The sequence below is a fragment of the Enterobacter vonholyi genome, assembly GCF_008364555.1.
In the GTDB taxonomy this organism is placed as follows: domain Bacteria; phylum Pseudomonadota; class Gammaproteobacteria; order Enterobacterales; family Enterobacteriaceae; genus Enterobacter; species Enterobacter vonholyi.
The window spans coordinates 1-16398 of record NZ_VTUC01000010.1; the positions used below are offsets into that span (position 1 = coordinate 1).

The following is a 16398-nucleotide window of genomic DNA, read 5'->3' on the forward strand; positions in this document are numbered from 1 at the left end:
TCGGGTGTGTAAGCGCAGCGATGCGTTGAGCTAACCGATACTAATGAACCGTGAGGCTTAACCTTACAACGCCGAAGGTGTTTTGGCGAAGAGACACGATATTTTCAGCTTTGATACAGATTAACAGAATTTGCCTGGCGGCTTTAGCGCGGTGGTCCCACCTGACCCCATGCCGAACTCAGAAGTGAAACGCCGTAGCGCCGATGGTAGTGTGGGGTCTCCCCATGTGAGAGTAGGGAACTGCCAGGCATCAAACATAAGAACCCCGTACCGAAAGGTGCGGGGTTTTTTGCTTTGTGCTCAGAAAAAACCGGTGTCGCTGCACTTGCCGGATCTACGGGTTTAGTAGGCCCGATAAGGTAAAGCTGCAAATTGGCAATACAGACCGCACGATCCCACGACAAAGAGAAACAAGAATACAAAGAAGAGATTTATAAACGCAGAAAAGCAAAAACCCAGCCATAGGCTGGGTTCTTTAAATAGTGGTGCCCGGACTCGGAATCGAACCAAGGACACGGGGATTTTCAATCCCCTGCTCTACCGACTGAGCTATCCGGGCAACGGAGCGCATTAAACCGCAATCACGCTCTATCGTCAACATTATTTCGGGAAAAGCTGTTCAACTGCTTAAGTTTACGGCAATCTGTCCGCTTTCGCCGCGAAAATGCACAAATCTTCCAGACAGAACCAGTGTAATACGGCAATGCTGATAGTAAGAGGAGGGCAGTATGGTGAATGACTGGCTTGAACTGCGTCAGCATGCAGATACGGGTATTGAGACGATTAAAGCGCATTTCGAAGGGCATGCATTTGATCCGCACTGGCACGATAGCTACCTGGTAGGGATAACCCTCTCCGGCACGCAGCAGTTTCACTGCCGCCGTGAGCGTCATCGCAGCCAGCCGGGCGACGCTTTCCTCCTCGAGCCTGGTGAAATCCACGACGGAGATGCGCCTGTAGAGGGTGGTTTTACCTATCTGACCTTCTATCTTGATGAGCGCTGGCTTATCCGTGCGCTACAGGGGCTTTACGAATCTACTCCCGGGAGTTATTCACTCCACTTTGCCCAAACGTTGACGCGGGAGCCGCAGCTGGTGCGCGCTATCGGCGAGACATTTTCCACCCTGCATAATAATGAGTTGAAGATCGTTCAGCAGAGCGCAATGGATAATCTGCTCTCCCGCATCACCGCCCATTGCCACTGGCGTAAAAAGCTGCCGTCGCAGTTACAAAGTGCTGCCGTGGCGTACCGTGCGCGCGACTATCTCTATGCTCATATCGGCGAGAACGTAGGGCTATCAGACCTTGCGCGCGAGACGGGCACCGATCGCTTCACCCTGACGCGCTGTTTTAAGCGCGAGTTCAACCTGGCGCCTCACGCATGGCTTATTCAACTGCGTCTGGCAAAGGCCCGACAGTTGCTTGCGTGTGGCGACCAGCCTGTTGATGTGGCTGCCGCAGTGGGATTTGCCGATCAAAGCCATCTGGGGCGCTGGTTTCAGCGGGCTTACCGTATCTCTCCTGCACACTACCGCAGGTTGTGCACAAACCTTCCAGACGTTTCCAAAAAATAGCGGCACATTCATGGCTCTAATAAAAAGGAGCCACCTGTGAGTTTGATACCCTTTCTGTTGTTCGCGTTTGTCGCCTCCATTACGCCGGGGCCTACTAATATTCTGGTGCTGACGAACAGCCAGCACTTTGGCGTTAAAAATACCGTACCAGCTATTCTGGGCGGGTGTATCGCGGCCAGTGCGATTGTGCTGATATCAGGCGCCGGCGCAGGGGAAGTGCTGAGTCAGTATCCTCTAATACGTCAGCTCATGAACTGGACAGGCGTGCTGTGGCTAAGCTGGATGAGCTGGCAGCTGTTTCGCGCCCCAGCCGCTCGTCTCTGCGCTGAGAACCATATCCGATTTACCGCTCAGGCGGCTGCACTGCTGCAGATCGTGAACCCTAAAACCTGGATGATGGCGCTGGCCGTCGTCAGTCTGTTTGCTCCTGCTGGCGATCAGGCATTGCGGGATATTGCGCTAATGGCGCTATGGTTTCTGCTGATCTCAATAGCCTGTTTGATGTGCTGGGCGTGGCTGGGTAAAGCGGTTAACCGAATTTTTCGCACCACCGTAGCGATGGTGCGGTTTCAACGCCTGATGGCGCTGTGTCTTCTCGTCTCTGCCTGGGCTGGCATGCTGGCTTAGGTCAGCGCCCCGCCCATACGGCACTGAGCAAATCGCAAAATATCTTCCGCCAGGCGGTGCGCTGTATCCACATCGGCCTGGCTACGGTTTACCAGCATGCGGCTGAGGCAACCTTCCAGCACCAGTTCCATCTGCTTCGCCACCATCGCCGGATCGTCGACTTCCAGGGTGGTCAACAGCTCATGGGTGAAGTCATGAGCCGCCCGCTTTTGCTGATCTGCTAACTGGTGGATAGGATGCCCAGGGTCGGGAAAATAAGTGCAGGCGGCGATAAACAGACAACCCGGGTACCGGTTGTTGCTGACACATTCCGTCAGGGCGGTATAGCGCGCCAGCAGCTTCTGCTCCGCAGTCAGTTCTTCATTCAGCATCAGCTGCCTGCGCCAGATATCAACCTGCTGGCTGAGATAGCGCAGGGCATCATAGAGTAGCGCCTCTTTATCCGGCCAGAAGCGCTTAAGTTCATCCAGGGGGTAATCGATACGGTCGGCTACCATCTCAAGCGTGGTGCTGGCGATCCCTTGAATCTCAAGTAATTGCAGGGCTTGTCCCAGTACGTCTTCACGTTGCACGGTTATCTCCTCCGCTATTCCCAACGGTTTGTCCCGTTTAAAGTGTTGTTTACGGTTGGCGATTGCGCAAATGCGCGCTAAATGCCGCTGCATCCATAAACCCGGTTACACGCTTTTCTGGCTGCTCCTGGCCCTGTTGATTGAAGAAAAGAATGGTTGGCAGTCCGAGGACGTTAAGCTGCTTCAGCAGAGCCTTATCCTGTGCATTGTTGGCTGTCACGTTTGCCTGGAGCAGAACAGTCTCTTTCAGGGCATTTTGCACCTGTGGATCGCTAAAGGTGTATTTTTCAAACTCTTTGCAGGCGACGCACCAGTCGGCATAGAGATCGAGCATCACCGGTTTGCCTTTTGCCTGTACGAGCGCGCTGCTGAGCTCATCAACGTTCTTAATCTGGATGAAGTTCAAATGCGCCTGCGTCTGGCCGACCGGCGAGCCGAACGCCCAGTCCTGAAGAGGACGCACGCTTACCAGCGCGGCAGCCAGCAGCAGGATTTGTACCAGACGCATCCACGCTTTTTTCGCCCCCAGGCTGACGATAAACGCCCAGGTAAAGAACGCTACCCCGAGCATTGCCCACAGGCGCATACCCCAGACGTCACCGATGATACGCTCCAGCAGGAACACCGGCAGTGCCAGAATGACAAAGCCAAATGCGGTTTTCACCGTTTCCATCCACGGGCCGCTCTTCGGCAGCAGTCGATTGCCGAAAACCGTGACCAGAATCAGCGGCAGACCCATGCCCAGGGCATACAGGTACAACGTTCCGCCGCCGAGCCACATGTTTCCGCTCTGGGCGATATAGAGCAGGATGGCGCTAAGCGGCGCGGTGGTGCAAGGGGAACAAATCAGCCCGGCAATGGCACCCATTGCGAACACGCCGCCTGCCGAACCACCCTGCTGGCGATTACTCATCAGCGTTAAGCGGGTTTGCAGCGAGGAGGGCAACTGCAGCGTGAACAGGCCAAACATCGACAGCGCCAGCAGGATAAATATCGCCGACAGGCCAATCAGCACATAAGGGTGCTGCAGTGCGGCCTGGAACTGTAACCCGGCAGCGGCAACCACAAGTCCAAGGGCCGTGTAGGTCAATGCCATACCCTGCACGTAAATTAAGGCCAGCAGCAGCGCGCGGGCTGTGGAAAGGCGCTGTTTGCCGCCCAGCACAATGCCAGAGATGAGCGGATACATGGGCAGCACGCAGGGTGTAAAGGCAATGCCAATCCCAATCAGGAAGGCCCAGAGCGCCGAGAATGGAAGGTCTGCGCGGTCTTCGCTCTTCTCGTCCGAGGGGAGAGGGGAAACTGCAGCAGCCGCTTTCACTTCGCTGAGCGGAACAACCTTCGTTTCCGGCGGATAGCAGAATCCGGCATCCGCGCACCCCTGATAGGTCACCGTCAGCGTCGCGCCTTTATCCGCCTGATTCACCGTAACAGGCACGTTCAGGCGCTGGCGATAGATCTCGCTTTTGCCGTAAAACTCATCTTCATGCCACTCGCCAGCGGGCATCTGTAATGCGCCTACGCTGGCCTGAGCAGGCGTAATGCTCACCTGCTTGCGATAGAGGTAATAGCCCTCTTTCACCTGCCAGTTGAGCGTAAGGTCATGCTGGTTTTGCTGAAAATCGAAAACAAACGCCTGGTCGGCAGGGATGAAGTTCGAACGGCCGGGCGCGTCAAATAACCCGGCAATTACTGATGTGCTGCACAGCAGCAGAATCAGCGTAAGGAAGCGTTGAGCCATGAGAGATAGTCGTTATCGCCATGAACCACTGGCACCACCAGCAGCTCCGGGGTTTGGTAAGGATGATGAGATTTGAGGCAATCCAGGAGTGCCTGCTGATTTGCCAGATTGGTTTTGAGCAACATCTGGACCTCGTACTCTTGCTCCAGCTTACCTTCCCAATAGTAAAGAGAGGTGGCACCGGGGAGGAGCGTAACGCAGGCTGCCAGTTTTTCGGCCAGCACTTTAGCGGCGAGATCCTGGGCAGAGGCTTCATCAGGGGCGGTACAAAGTACGACAACAGCATCAGGCGTGTTCACAAGTCGACCTCCTCATCACGAAAGGTTTAACTATATCACGCAAGGCGGTTGGTCATTAATGAAACGGGCCGCAGAGCGGCCCGATTTTAACTATTTTTACAACCGGGAGCGGTTTACAGCACCACGCCACCGATGATAAAGCCGAGGATCACGCAAAGTGAAATGGCGACCACGCCCGGGATCAGGAACGCATGGTTAAACACATACTTACCGATACGGGTTGAGCCGGTGTCATCCATCTCTACCGCCGCCAGCAGGGTTGGGTAGGTAGGCAGCACGAACAGGGCGGAGACAGCAGCAAACGAGGCGATGGCGGTCAATGGCGTTACGCCCAGCATCAGTGCCGCAGGCATCAGCGCTTTGGTGGTCGCGGCCTGAGAGTAAAGCAGGGTCGCAGCAAAGAACAGCACGACCGCCAGCAGCCATGGATAGTTGTGCAGCAGGTCCCCGGCCACGGTCTGAATGTCGCTGATGTGCGCTTTCACAAAGGTATCACCGAGCCACGCCACCCCCAGCACGCACACGCAGGCGCTCATACCAGATTTAAAGGTGCTGGCGTTCAGCACTTCGCTGGTATCAATTTTACAGGTGATGCTAATCAGCGTGGCGATGGTCAGCATAAACACGACAATCGCTTCGTTACGCGGCAGTACCGGGTTCTGGATCAGACCTACGGTATCGCTGATGGCGGTCGCGTAGAACATGACGGCAACGATACCAATCAGGAACAGCAGCACGGAGCGTTTCGCGTGTGGCTTCAGTTCGAAGACCTGACTGCCGCGCAGGCTCACTTCACCTTTTGCCAGACGCTCCTGATAAACCGGATCGTCTTTCAGTTCAGCGCCGAGGAAGTTACACAGCACGGCGGTAATCATCACCGCGATCAGCGTCACCGGGATACAGATCGCCAGCAGCGTCAGGTAGCTCACGCCCATCGGCTCAAGGATACCGGCGAAGAAGACCACCGCCGCGGAAATCGGTGAGGCGGTAATGGCGATCTGGGACGCGACGACCGCAATGGAGAGCGGACGCGACGGACGGATACCCTGTTCTTTCGCCACTTCGGTAATCACCGGTAACGTGGAGAAAGCGGTGTGGCCAGTACCGGCGAGAATGGTCATAAACCATGTCACCAGCGGAGCAAGGAAGGTAATGTATTTTGGATGGCGGCGCAGCATACGCTCCGCCAGGCTTACCAGGTAGTCCATACCGCCTGCCACCTGCATGGCGGCAATAGCGGCAATAACAGCCATGATGATTTCGATAACGTCGAACGGTATAGCGCCGGGTTTAATCTGAAAGATAAGGGTAAGAACGAGCACTCCAAGACCGCCGGCAAAACCGATGCCGATACCCCCGAGTCGTGCTCCCAAATAAATCGCCAACAAGACGATGACGAGTTCTGCTCCAAACATAAGGACCTGCCTTGCTTATTAACAAGTTGATATTGAATTGTTTTATTTTGGTAACGCCTAAAAAGAAAAAAGGCACGTCACAAGTGACGTGCCTTAAGAAGCCTAGCCTGAACGGTTACTGTTCGCTTTCATCGGTATATCGTTTCGCTTTATATGCCGGGTGCATCAGGTTTTGGGCCGAGAAGATATCGTCCAGCTCGGCTTCGGTCAACAGCCCGCGCTCCAGTACTACTTCACGTACACTCTTACCGGTTTCGGCACAAATCTTACCGACGATGTCGCCGTTGTGGTGACCGATGAACGGGTTGAGGTAGGTGACGATCCCGATGGAGTTGTAGACATAACCTTCACAGACTTCTTTATTGGCCGTGATGCCGTTAATGCATTTTTCCAGCAGGTTGTAGCAGGCGTTCGTCAGGATGTGGATAGATTCAAACATCGCCTGGCCAATCACCGGCTCCATCACGTTCAGCTGCAGCTGACCCGCTTCAGAGGCCATGGTCACGGTCGTATCGTTACCGATGACTTTGAAGCAAACCTGGTTCACCACTTCTGGCACCACCGGGTTCACCTTGGCCGGCATGATGGATGAACCGGCCTGCAGCTCTGGCAGGTTGATTTCATTCAGGCCAGCGCGCGGACCGGAAGAGAGCAGGCGCAGGTCGTTACAGATTTTGGACAGTTTCACTGCCAGACGTTTCAGCGCGCTGTGTACCATGACGTAGGCGCCGCAGTCGGAGGTGGCTTCAATCAGGTCTTCTGCAGGCACAACCGGCAGGTTAGACACTTCAGCCAGTTTCTGTACCGCCAGCTGCTGATAGCCATCCGGGGTGTTCAGACGCGTACCGATGGCGGTGGCGCCCAGGTTCACTTCCAGAAGCAGCTCGGAGGTGCGCAGCAGGTTTTTGGTCTCTTCGTTCAGCAGTACGTTAAACGCGTGGAATTCCTGGCCGAGGGTCATCGGCACCGCATCCTGCAACTGGGTACGACCCATTTTCAGGATGTCCTGGAACTCAACCGCTTTACGCTGGAAGCCATCACCCAGTTGGTTGATTGCATCCACCAGTTTCACTACGGAGGCATACACCGCAATACGGAAGCCGGTTGGGTAGGCGTCGTTGGTGGACTGGCATTTGTTAACGTGGTCGTTCGGGTTCAGGTACTGGTATTCACCTTTCTGGTGACCCATCAGCTCCAGGCCAATGTTTGCCAGTACTTCGTTAGTATTCATGTTGACGGAGGTGCCCGCGCCGCCCTGATAGACGTCAACCGGGAACTGGTCCATGCATTTGCCGTTGTTCAGCACTTCATCGCAGGCTGCGATAATCGCATTTGCCGCGCTTTTAGGAATGGTTTGCAGCTCTTTGTTGGCCAGGGCTGCGGCTTTCTTCACCATCACCATGCCACGGACAAACTCAGGGATGTCGCTGATTTTGCTGTTGCTGATGTAGAAGTTTTCAATCGCTCTCAGAGTGTGGACACCGTAGTAGGCATCCGCTGGAACTTCCCTGGTACCCAACAAGTCTTCTTCGATACGAATGTTGTTTAACATGTGAACCTTCTTTTCAAGCTGCCGATGGATTGTACTAAACACACAGTATTTATGTGGTTTTGAATATTTTCTGGCCGACGATTATTCCCTCAATCAGCCAGATGCTCGAGATCATATGCTGATGATAGCGAATTGCCGTAAGCTGGATCACTTATTATCGAGCCGATTCCATGATAATTATTAATCTGTGAAATGGGTCACCGCTTTAAAATTTCCAAAAAAAATATCCGTGCAAACTGATTGAATTTTCGCTAACCGTCACCATTTCATACAAACGCGCGTCGCGAACACATTCAGACAGGGGCCGACGGCCCTTGCCATACAGGAGATGCCAGTGCGCTGGATACCGTTTATTGCTTTCTTCCTCTATGTTTACATTGAGATTTCCATTTTCATCCAGGTTGCCCATGTGTTGGGCGTCCTGCTGACGCTGATTCTGGTGATTTTCACCTCCGTCATCGGCATGTCGCTGGTGCGTAATCAGGGTTTCAAAAATTTCCTGATAATGCAGCAGAAGATGGCCGCAGGGGAAAGCCCCGCGGAAGAGATGATCAAAAGCGTGTCATTGATTATTGCGGGGCTGCTGCTGATTCTGCCGGGGTTCTTTACCGACTTCCTTGGCCTTCTGCTGCTTCTGCCGCCGGTGCAAAAACACCTGACCATGAAGCTGCTGCCGCATCTGCGCTTTAGCCGAATGCCGGGGGGCGGATTTAGCACCGGACCGGGCGATACCTTCGAAGGGGAGTATCAGCGTAAGGATGAACAGCACGACCGTTTAGACCATAAAGACGATCGGTGATTTTGTTGCCCGGTGGCGCTTCGCTTACCGGGCCTCCGGGAGCGCACCGCGCTTCGGCAAAAACACCCACAGCCCTGTCAGCATGATAATTGAGTACAAACTCTTCCAGCCCACCATCGCCAGCAGCAGCAGGCAAAGCACACCCCCGACGACCGCCAGAGCTTTATAGCGACCTTTTAGCAAACGACATCCCGCCAGCATGCACAGCAGGTAGATCATGATGAAAATGCCGTTGGCGTAAACGATCAGCGCGTCCAGATTAATCTTCAGTGCGTAAATACAGAGCGTGCTCACCACGCAGCAGCCCAGTACGGCATTCAGGGCATTAAGCGGAAGCTGGCGTTTAGACAGGCGCGCGAGGAGATTCTCAGGTTTGTCGAGCGCCTGCGACCACACCAGACGGGCAAAGCTCTGGATATAAATATTGAGGCTGGCAAAACAGGCCAGATAGCCGATGACGCAGGCTATCCACAGCGCCTTCACACCAAACAGATCAACCACGATACCCGGCAGCGATGCCGCGGCGGCGAGATCCGCTCCGAACGCGTGGAAGTGTAAGACCAGCACGGTACACGCCCAATAGACCGTGCCAGCCAGCAGCAGGCCTATCATCAGGGCGCGGGGGAAATCACGTTCAGGCTGCTTAAATTCAGAGGCCAGATGGGCAAAGGCTTCCAGACCGACAAAACACCAGAACATGACGGAGAGTGCGGCAAAAAGCTGCGCGTGGTCGACGTCTGTTACCGCCGGGAAGGGAATCTCCTTTACGGTGATATCGCCCGCCCACCAGATAGCGACAACGAGCGCGACAATCAGCACCGCAACCAGCGTCTGCAGGTTGGCGCTCGAACTGGCGCCGCGAGAGCCCACCCACCAGACGATTGCCAGCGTACCCAGCTCGGCCAGCAATAACTGCTCGTTATGCCAGCCAAACAGCGCCTGACCAAATCCGGTCGCAATATGCAACGCCGCAGGAAGGCCAACCGGAATGACGGAGAGAAACAGCCAGCCGGTTACACGCTGCAGCCGCGGGCCAAAGGCCAGTCCGACAAAGTGCGCCACGCCGCCCGCGCTGGGGAAATGCCGCCCCAGGATGGCAAACACAATGGCAATCGGGAAAACCAATACAATCAGCGCCGGCCACGCCCACAGGCTGTTATTTCCAGCCACCAGCGCCGCCAGTGCGGGTACGGCAAACACGCCCGTACCTAACAAGGAGGTTGAGAGCAGTCCGACGCCCTGCGCCAGCCCCAGCTCCTGCTTGAGTCCACTCATTGACATCGCCCTGCCAGTACCAAAAGAGAGGCGATGGTAACACTTTCGCAAATTTTTTTTTCAACTCCCCCTTGAAGGGGTAAAAAGCTATCCCCATCTCTCAGGGCACTAGTCGGAAAACCGCATGCGGGCCGGCGTCATCCATAACTGATAATGACTTTCTCAAAGGAGAGCTATCAATGAGTATTCGTCCGTTACATGATCGTGTGATCGTCAAACGTAAAGAAGTTGAAACCAAGTCTGCTGGCGGCATCGTTCTGACCGGTTCTGCAGCAGCCAAATCAACGCGTGGCGAAATCATCGCTGTCGGTAAGGGCCGCATCCTGGAAAACGGAACTGTGCAGCCGCTGGACGTTAAAGTTGGTGACATCGTAATTTTCAACGATGGCTACGGCGTGAAATCCGAGAAGATCGACAATGAAGAAGTGTTGATCATGTCCGAGAGCGACATTCTGGCAATTGTTGAAGCGTAATTTACGCACGAGAATTTGAGGAAATAAGAACATGGCAGCTAAAGACGTAAAATTCGGTAACGACGCTCGTGTAAAAATGCTCCGCGGCGTAAACGTACTGGCAGATGCAGTTAAAGTGACCCTGGGCCCGAAAGGCCGCAACGTAGTGCTGGATAAATCCTTCGGCGCGCCAACCATCACCAAAGATGGTGTTTCTGTAGCACGTGAAATCGAGCTGGAAGACAAGTTCGAAAACATGGGTGCGCAGATGGTGAAAGAAGTTGCCTCTAAAGCGAACGACGCTGCAGGCGACGGTACCACCACCGCGACCGTTCTGGCGCAGGCGATCATCACCGAAGGTCTGAAAGCCGTTGCTGCGGGCATGAACCCAATGGATCTGAAACGTGGTATCGACAAAGCTGTCGCCTCCGCTGTTGAAGAACTGAAGGCGCTGTCCGTACCGTGCTCTGACTCTAAAGCCATTGCTCAGGTTGGTACTATCTCCGCTAACTCCGACGAAACCGTAGGTAAACTGATCGCTGAAGCGATGGACAAAGTCGGTAAAGAAGGCGTAATAACCGTTGAAGACGGTACCGGTCTGGAAGACGAACTGGACGTGGTAGAAGGTATGCAGTTCGACCGCGGTTACCTGTCCCCATACTTCATCAACAAGCCAGAAACTGGCGCTGTTGAGCTGGAAAGCCCGTTCATCCTGCTGGCTGATAAGAAAATCTCCAACATCCGCGAAATGCTGCCAGTACTGGAAGCCGTTGCGAAAGCAGGCAAGCCTCTGGTTATCATCGCTGAAGACGTTGAAGGCGAAGCGCTGGCGACCCTGGTGGTTAACACCATGCGCGGTATCGTGAAAGTGGCTGCGGTTAAAGCACCTGGCTTCGGCGATCGCCGTAAAGCGATGCTGCAGGATATCGCTACCCTGACTGGCGGTACCGTGATCTCTGAAGAGATCGGTATGGAGCTGGAAAAAGCGACCCTGGAAGACCTGGGCCAGGCGAAACGCGTTGTGATCAACAAAGACACCACCACCATCATCGATGGCGTGGGTGAAGAAGCCGCTATTCAGGGCCGCGTTGGTCAGATCCGTAAGCAGATCGAAGAAGCGACTTCTGATTACGACCGTGAAAAACTGCAGGAGCGCGTAGCGAAACTGGCAGGCGGCGTTGCGGTAATCAAAGTCGGTGCTGCTACCGAAGTTGAAATGAAAGAGAAAAAAGCACGCGTTGACGATGCTCTGCACGCGACCCGTGCTGCGGTAGAAGAAGGCGTGGTTGCTGGTGGTGGTGTCGCGCTGGTGCGTGTTGCCGCTAAACTGGCTGGCCTGACCGCTCAGAACGAAGACCAGAACGTAGGTATCAAAGTTGCGCTGCGCGCAATGGAAGCCCCTCTGCGTCAGATCGTTTCTAACGCCGGTGAAGAGCCATCTGTGGTTGCGAACAACGTGAAAGCGGGCGAAGGTAACTACGGTTACAACGCAGCAACTGAAGAATACGGCAACATGATCGACTTCGGTATCCTGGATCCAACTAAAGTGACCCGTTCTGCTCTGCAGTATGCGGCCTCTGTTGCTGGTCTGATGATCACCACCGAATGCATGGTGACCGACCTGCCTAAAGGCGATGCGCCTGACTTAGGTGCTGCTGGTATGGGCGGCATGGGCGGTATGGGCGGCATGATGTAATCGTGCGCTCTACGTCGTAGAATGTGAAAAACCCCCGGGCAGAAATGCTCGGGGGTTTTTCTTTTGGTCATCTTTTAGGTATAAGATTTACACACGGACAACTACTGTCCAGCTTATTGAAAACGAGGAATAACATGCGCGTAAAAGTCTGTGCAGGGATTGTAGGGGCAGCATTGCTGCTGGCGGGTTGTAGCTCCAGCAATGAGCTGTCGGCAGCGGGCCAGGGCGTTCGCTTTGTGGAAGATAAGCCTGGCAGTGAATGCCAGCTGTTAGGCACGGCAACCGGTGAGCAAAGCAACTGGATGTCAGGTCAGCATGGCGAAGAAGGTGGCTCGATGCGCGGTGCGGCGAATGCCCTGCGTAACCAGGCTGCGGCAATGGGCGGGAACGTGATTTACGGCGTGAGCAGTCCAACGCAGAGTATGCTGTCCAGCTTCGTGCCGACCGCCAGCCAGATGAACGGCCAGGTCTACAAGTGCCCGAACTGATTGCCTTTTTCCCTCTCCCTGTGGGAGAGGGTTAGGGTGAGGGGAAACTAGTGCTGTCGCAGCTGCAAGTCCAGCGGCGTCTTGCTCGGCTCTCCGCCAATCTCCCGTGCCAGCTTCGGCACCATATAGCCTGAAACCAGCGTTAACAGTTCGCGCATAATCTGCCGGGCTTCTTCATCCGTCACCATGAAATGGGCCGCGCCCTGAACGCGATCCAGCACGTGCAGGTAATAGGGCATCACGCCCGCATCAAACAGGGCGTTACTCAGGTCAGCCAGCACGCGGGCGCTGTCATTCACGCCGCGCAGCAGCACGCTCTGGTTCAGCAGCGTTACGCCCGCTTTACGCAGACGCGCCATCGCCGCGCGAAAATCATCGTCAATTTCGTTCCCGTGGTTGATATGGTTCACCAGCAGCACCTGCAATCTTGACTGCTCCAGGCGTGACACCAGTCCGTCGGTGATCCGCGCGGGAATAACAATCGGCAAACGGCTATGAATGCGCAGACGTTTAATGTGCGGGATGGCTTCCAGCTGTGTCAGCAGCCAGTCCAGCTCGTGATCTTTTGCCATCAGCGGATCGCCTCCGGAAAAAATAATCTCATCCAGCTCTGAATGGGCGGCAATATAGTCCAGCGCGACCTGCCAGTTGCGTTTATTGCCCTGGTTTTCGGCATACGGGAAGTGCCGACGGAAGCAATAACGACAATTTACCGCGCAGCCGCCCTTTACCAGCAGCAGGGCACGGTTGAGATATTTGTGCAGTAAACCAGGCACCACGCTGTTCTGCTCTTCCAGCGGATCGGTGCTGTATCCCGGCGCGGTGATAAACTCATCCTGCGAAGTAAGCGTTTGTTTTAATAGCGGATCGTCGGGGTTGCCTTTCTCCATCCGCGCCACAAACGCACGGGGAACGCGCAGGGCGAAAAGGCGCTTTGCCTCGCGGCCGGCAAGCAACTCTGGGTGCTGATCGAGGTCTAAAAGACGCAGCAATTCATCAGGACTGGTGATTACATCGGCAAGTTGCGATAACCAATCTTCTCTGGACGGGGTGTTTAGGGTTACAATATGCGCCATTTTGTGGCTTAGCTACCAGTTAACAAATTTAGAGGGCCTTATGGCAACGTACTATAGCAACGATTTTCGTGCTGGTCTTAAAATCATGATGGACGGCGAACCGTACGCGGTTGAAGCCAGCGAATTCGTTAAACCAGGTAAAGGCCAGGCATTCGCACGCGTTAAGCTGCGCCGTCTGCTGACCGGTACCCGTGTTGAGAAAACCTTCAAGTCTACTGACTCCGCTGAAGGCGCTGATGTTGTTGATATGAACCTGACCTATCTGTACAACGATGGCGAGTTCTGGCATTTCATGAACAACTCCACTTTCGAACAGCTGTCTGCTGATGAGAAAGCGGTAGGTGATAGCGCTAAATGGCTGCTGGACCAGGCTGAGTGCATCGTAACCCTGTGGAACGGTCAGCCTATCGCTGTGACCCCACCAAACTTCGTAGAACTGGAAATCGTTGAAACCGATCCAGGTCTGAAAGGTGATACCGCAGGTACCGGCGGTAAACCAGCCAAACTGTCTACCGGCGCAGTGGTTAAAGTTCCACTGTTCGTACAGACTGGCGAAGTGATCAAAGTGGATACCCGCTCCGGCGAATACGTGTCCCGCGTGAAGTAATTTACGTCATGATTGAAGGCGCAGCGCCCGCTGCGCCTGATTTTTGCAGGCAGGGATGATGAAACGTACCGTTAAAATTCTGCTTCTGTTAGCACTTTCCAGTGCATTGCTTTCCGGCTGTAACACCACGCGTGGAATGGGACAAGATATCCAGGATCTCGGTCATATTATTTCTCACGCCGCCAGCTAAGTTCGTCTAATTTTCCTAAAAAGGCTTCCTTTTCCGTCATCCGGCGGGATCTTGTCTATCCTTAAGTTGCTATACACAAAACAACTTTGGCTATAAAAGGAAGATATTATGGTTAAGAAGACAATTGCAGCGATCTTTTCAGTCCTGGTACTTTCTTCAGTATTAACAGCCTGTAATACCACGCGTGGCGTTGGTCAGGATATTTCTGAAGGTGGTAGCGCAATCTCTGGTGCGGCAACTAAAGCTCAGCAGTAATTAACACACGGTACGAGACCAGCCGTTTCGTACCGTCAGCTTTTTGATTCCTGCAGGGATAAGAACGGAGAAAAACGCGTATCCATATGCAATTTCATGCGGATATTACGTTTATAGGTATAGACCGTTTTTCCGTTGATACTCAGGTGAGCAGCAATCTTTTGATTGCTCGCGCCGTCCATCCACAATGTCAGCACTTTCTCTTCCTGCCGGGTCAGCAACGGGGCGGCTGCCGTGGGCCTTTCAGCGCATGAGCGCGAGGTTAATGCGTCGTTTATAGTCGTTGCCACTTCTTCGAGACTGGCGTTTTTCAACAGCGACGACCAGACCGGGAACTGTCCGAGCCAGTCGGTCATGCCGCTGTCCTCTCCCGATTGCAACAAAATAAACGGTAAGCGTTCACTGGCGTTGAGCAAGGACGAGAGCTGCTGAAAATGATGAATATCCTGCCTGAAGCCGTACAGATCGGCGATAACCAGCGTGGGTTTCCATTGCAGAATGTGCTCCCTGGCAAGGAACAGATTATTCAGCCCGGTCACAACGTAGTGTCCCGGGAACAAACCGGAATGATTGAGCCATGCTTCAAACCCCGTGCGGGTGAAGTGACAACGGTCAATCAAGAGAATTTTGAACATATTATATTCGCAGTCGGCTAGTGGTTTGGCTTCCTGCCATCAGAAAGCACATCATCATAGAGAAGTCGGATGAGTGCTAAATGCCGGAACTACGCGCCATACTGCGGCTATTTCTTGCCTTAACGTGTTCAGCAAAAAAAGATTGAAAAAAAATAGCACGCTAACCAAAATATGGGGCGTAATCTCTGCCTTACGGGACGACCCGTAAGCGTTTCTTTCACCGGGGACGGCCCCAACTTCTATTAAGTTAAGGAGCCTGAAATGTCCTGGATCATTCTTTTTATTGCCGGTCTGCTCGAAGTGGTGTGGGCGATTGGTCTCAAGTACACCCATGGATTTACCCGTCTGACGCCCAGCGTTATTACCGTAACCGCGATGATCGTGAGTATTGTCCTGTTATCCTGGGCGATGCGCTCGCTGCCTGTGGGAACGGCTTATGCCGTCTGGACGGGCATTGGTGCGGTGGGGGCCGCCATCACCGGCATTCTGCTACTGGGAGAGTCAGCGAGTCTGGCGCGTATCGCCAGCCTCGCCTTGATTGTAGCGGGGATCATTGGGCTTAAGCTCAGCACCCATTAATGGGGTTGTTTTACCCAGATCAGTTTTGACACATCAAACCCTTGCCGGGTCGCGACGTCCAGCATCTGCTGTTTCATTTCTGACGAAATAGTTGGCGTGCGGGAAAGTATCCACAGATAGTCGCGATCCGGCCCGCAGACCAGCGCGTGACGGTACTCTCTGTCGAGCGCGATCACGTTATAGCCACCATAAAACGGGCCAAAGAAAGAGACTTTTAGCGCGGCCCGTCGCGGGTCGCCCGTGAAGTATGCTTTCCCAATCGACTGCTGCCACATCTCCCGATCGGGATTATAGCCCCGGTTGATCACCTGAATACCACCATCATCCATCGGGCTATAATTTGCAGTGACCTTCTCTAAGCCCTGCTCAAACCGGTGGTCGAGGCGCGCGATTTCATACCATGTACCAAGGAAGCGTTGTGCATCAAAAGGCGTGACGACGGTAACGCCAGGCGGTGGGGTAGGGGAACTGCAGGCAACCACTAAAAACGCGGTTGTCACCGCGGCGATAACAGGCAGAATGCGCATAGGAGTTTCCTTACTGTTTTTTGTTAAGTGTAGATGACG

Annotated in this window: 19 protein-coding genes, 1 tRNA gene and 1 rRNA gene; 11 read left to right on the forward strand and 10 right to left on the reverse strand. The window is 54.1% G+C overall.

Translation table 11 applies throughout. The features are described from left to right. The first annotated feature begins 133 nt into the window (after positions 1–133). A 5S ribosomal RNA gene (gene rrf, locus F0319_RS15070) occupies positions 134–249 on the forward strand. A 234-nt stretch (positions 250–483) separates the two neighbouring features. On the opposite strand, the gene F0319_RS15075 is transcribed toward rrf, so the two are convergent. After that, positions 484–559: transfer RNA gene (locus F0319_RS15075), tRNA-Phe, on the reverse strand. 169 nt (positions 560–728) lie between these two features. On the opposite strand from F0319_RS15075, the gene F0319_RS15080 reads away from it, so the two are divergent. Then, the gene (locus F0319_RS15080) at positions 729–1574 is read left to right on the forward strand and encodes an AraC family transcriptional regulator (RefSeq protein ID WP_133293614.1); all 846 of its coding nucleotides are present in this window, start codon (positions 729–731) and stop codon (positions 1572–1574) included. 36 nt (positions 1575–1610) lie between these two features. Continuing rightward, positions 1611–2201 carry a LysE family translocator gene (locus F0319_RS15085; protein ID WP_149367295.1) on the forward strand — a complete coding sequence of 197 codons (591 nt, stop codon included), beginning with the start codon at positions 1611–1613 and terminating at the stop codon, positions 2199–2201. Here F0319_RS15085 and F0319_RS15090 read toward each other — a convergent pair. The 5 genes from F0319_RS15090 to aspA form a co-directional block, all read right to left on the reverse strand. Further along, positions 2198–2773: a transcriptional regulator gene (locus tag F0319_RS15090; RefSeq protein WP_032643754.1), complete on the reverse strand. Its 576-nt coding sequence runs from the start codon at positions 2771–2773 to the stop codon at positions 2198–2200. The genes F0319_RS15085 and F0319_RS15090 overlap by 4 nt on opposite strands. Before the next feature lie 49 nt (positions 2774–2822). Continuing rightward, positions 2823–4514 carry a protein-disulfide reductase DsbD gene (locus tag F0319_RS15095; RefSeq protein WP_149367296.1) on the reverse strand — a complete coding sequence of 564 codons (1692 nt, stop codon included), beginning with the start codon at positions 4512–4514 and terminating at the stop codon, positions 2823–2825. Further along, the gene (cutA, locus tag F0319_RS15100; protein WP_111965412.1) at positions 4490–4813 is read right to left on the reverse strand and encodes a divalent cation tolerance protein CutA; all 324 of its coding nucleotides are present in this window, start codon (positions 4811–4813) and stop codon (positions 4490–4492) included. Before cutA ends, F0319_RS15095 begins: the two co-directional genes overlap by 25 nt. 113 nt (positions 4814–4926) lie before the next feature. Further along, positions 4927–6228, reverse strand: coding sequence for an anaerobic C4-dicarboxylate transporter (locus F0319_RS15105; RefSeq protein ID WP_024907357.1), 1302 nt, complete (start codon positions 6226–6228; stop codon positions 4927–4929). A 115-nt stretch (positions 6229–6343) separates the two neighbouring features. Further along, positions 6344–7780, reverse strand: coding sequence for an aspartate ammonia-lyase (aspA, locus tag F0319_RS15110; RefSeq protein WP_003855923.1), 1437 nt, complete (start codon positions 7778–7780; stop codon positions 6344–6346). Positions 7781–8114: 334 nt separating this feature from the next. Here aspA and F0319_RS15115 point away from each other — a divergent pair, with 334 nt between their 5' ends. Continuing rightward, positions 8115–8579 (forward strand): FxsA family protein, encoded by a 465-nt coding sequence (locus F0319_RS15115; RefSeq protein ID WP_023616652.1) that lies wholly within the window; start codon positions 8115–8117, stop codon positions 8577–8579. 24 nt (positions 8580–8603) lie between these two features. Here the strand turns inward: F0319_RS15115 and yjeH are convergent, their stop codons facing one another. Further along, a complete protein-coding gene (yjeH, locus tag F0319_RS15120; protein WP_149367297.1) occupies positions 8604–9854 on the reverse strand; it encodes an L-methionine/branched-chain amino acid transporter in 1251 nt (416 codons plus the stop codon). A gap of 179 nt (positions 9855–10033) precedes the next feature. Here yjeH and F0319_RS15125 point away from each other — a divergent pair, with 179 nt between their 5' ends. The 3 genes from F0319_RS15125 to F0319_RS15135 all read left to right on the forward strand — a co-directional run bounded on the left by F0319_RS15125 (position 10034) and on the right by F0319_RS15135 (position 12490). Beyond that, a complete protein-coding gene (locus F0319_RS15125; RefSeq protein ID WP_003855929.1) occupies positions 10034–10327 on the forward strand; it encodes a co-chaperone GroES in 294 nt (97 codons plus the stop codon). A 31-nt stretch (positions 10328–10358) separates the two neighbouring features. After that, positions 10359–12002 (forward strand): chaperonin GroEL, encoded by a 1644-nt coding sequence (groL, locus tag F0319_RS15130; RefSeq protein WP_023310114.1) that lies wholly within the window; start codon positions 10359–10361, stop codon positions 12000–12002. Positions 12003–12136: 134 nt separating this feature from the next. Then, complete coding sequence (locus tag F0319_RS15135) at positions 12137–12490, forward strand: DUF4156 domain-containing protein (RefSeq protein ID WP_023310115.1); 354 nt, start codon at positions 12137–12139, stop codon at positions 12488–12490. A gap of 47 nt (positions 12491–12537) precedes the next feature. Here the strand turns inward: F0319_RS15135 and epmB are convergent, their stop codons facing one another. Beyond that, a complete protein-coding gene (gene epmB / locus F0319_RS15140; RefSeq protein WP_111965409.1) occupies positions 12538–13566 on the reverse strand; it encodes an EF-P beta-lysylation protein EpmB in 1029 nt (342 codons plus the stop codon). A gap of 40 nt (positions 13567–13606) precedes the next feature. Between epmB and efp the strand changes: the two genes are divergently transcribed. The 3 genes from efp (at position 13607) to ecnB (ending at position 14618) form a co-directional block, all read left to right on the forward strand. Next, a complete protein-coding gene (gene efp, locus F0319_RS15145; protein WP_008502940.1) occupies positions 13607–14173 on the forward strand; it encodes an elongation factor P in 567 nt (188 codons plus the stop codon). A gap of 58 nt (positions 14174–14231) precedes the next feature. After that, complete coding sequence (locus F0319_RS15150; RefSeq protein WP_024907352.1) at positions 14232–14363, forward strand: entericidin A/B family lipoprotein; 132 nt, start codon at positions 14232–14234, stop codon at positions 14361–14363. A 108-nt stretch (positions 14364–14471) separates the two neighbouring features. After that, positions 14472–14618 carry a lipoprotein toxin entericidin B gene (ecnB, locus tag F0319_RS15155; protein ID WP_003025482.1) on the forward strand — a complete coding sequence of 49 codons (147 nt, stop codon included), beginning with the start codon at positions 14472–14474 and terminating at the stop codon, positions 14616–14618. A gap of 35 nt (positions 14619–14653) precedes the next feature. On the opposite strand, the gene F0319_RS15160 is transcribed toward ecnB, so the two are convergent. Beyond that, positions 14654–15253 carry a helix-turn-helix transcriptional regulator gene (locus F0319_RS15160; protein ID WP_149367298.1) on the reverse strand — a complete coding sequence of 200 codons (600 nt, stop codon included), beginning with the start codon at positions 15251–15253 and terminating at the stop codon, positions 14654–14656. Positions 15254–15514: 261 nt separating this feature from the next. Here F0319_RS15160 and sugE point away from each other — a divergent pair, with 261 nt between their 5' ends. After that, entirely contained in the window at positions 15515–15832 is a 318-nt protein-coding gene (gene sugE / locus F0319_RS15165; protein WP_006178944.1) for a quaternary ammonium compound efflux SMR transporter SugE, read from the forward strand. Here sugE and F0319_RS15170 read toward each other — a convergent pair. Beyond that, complete coding sequence (locus tag F0319_RS15170) at positions 15829–16359, reverse strand: lipocalin family protein (RefSeq protein WP_149367299.1); 531 nt, start codon at positions 16357–16359, stop codon at positions 15829–15831. The genes sugE and F0319_RS15170 overlap by 4 nt on opposite strands. Positions 16360–16398 lie beyond the last annotated feature (39 nt).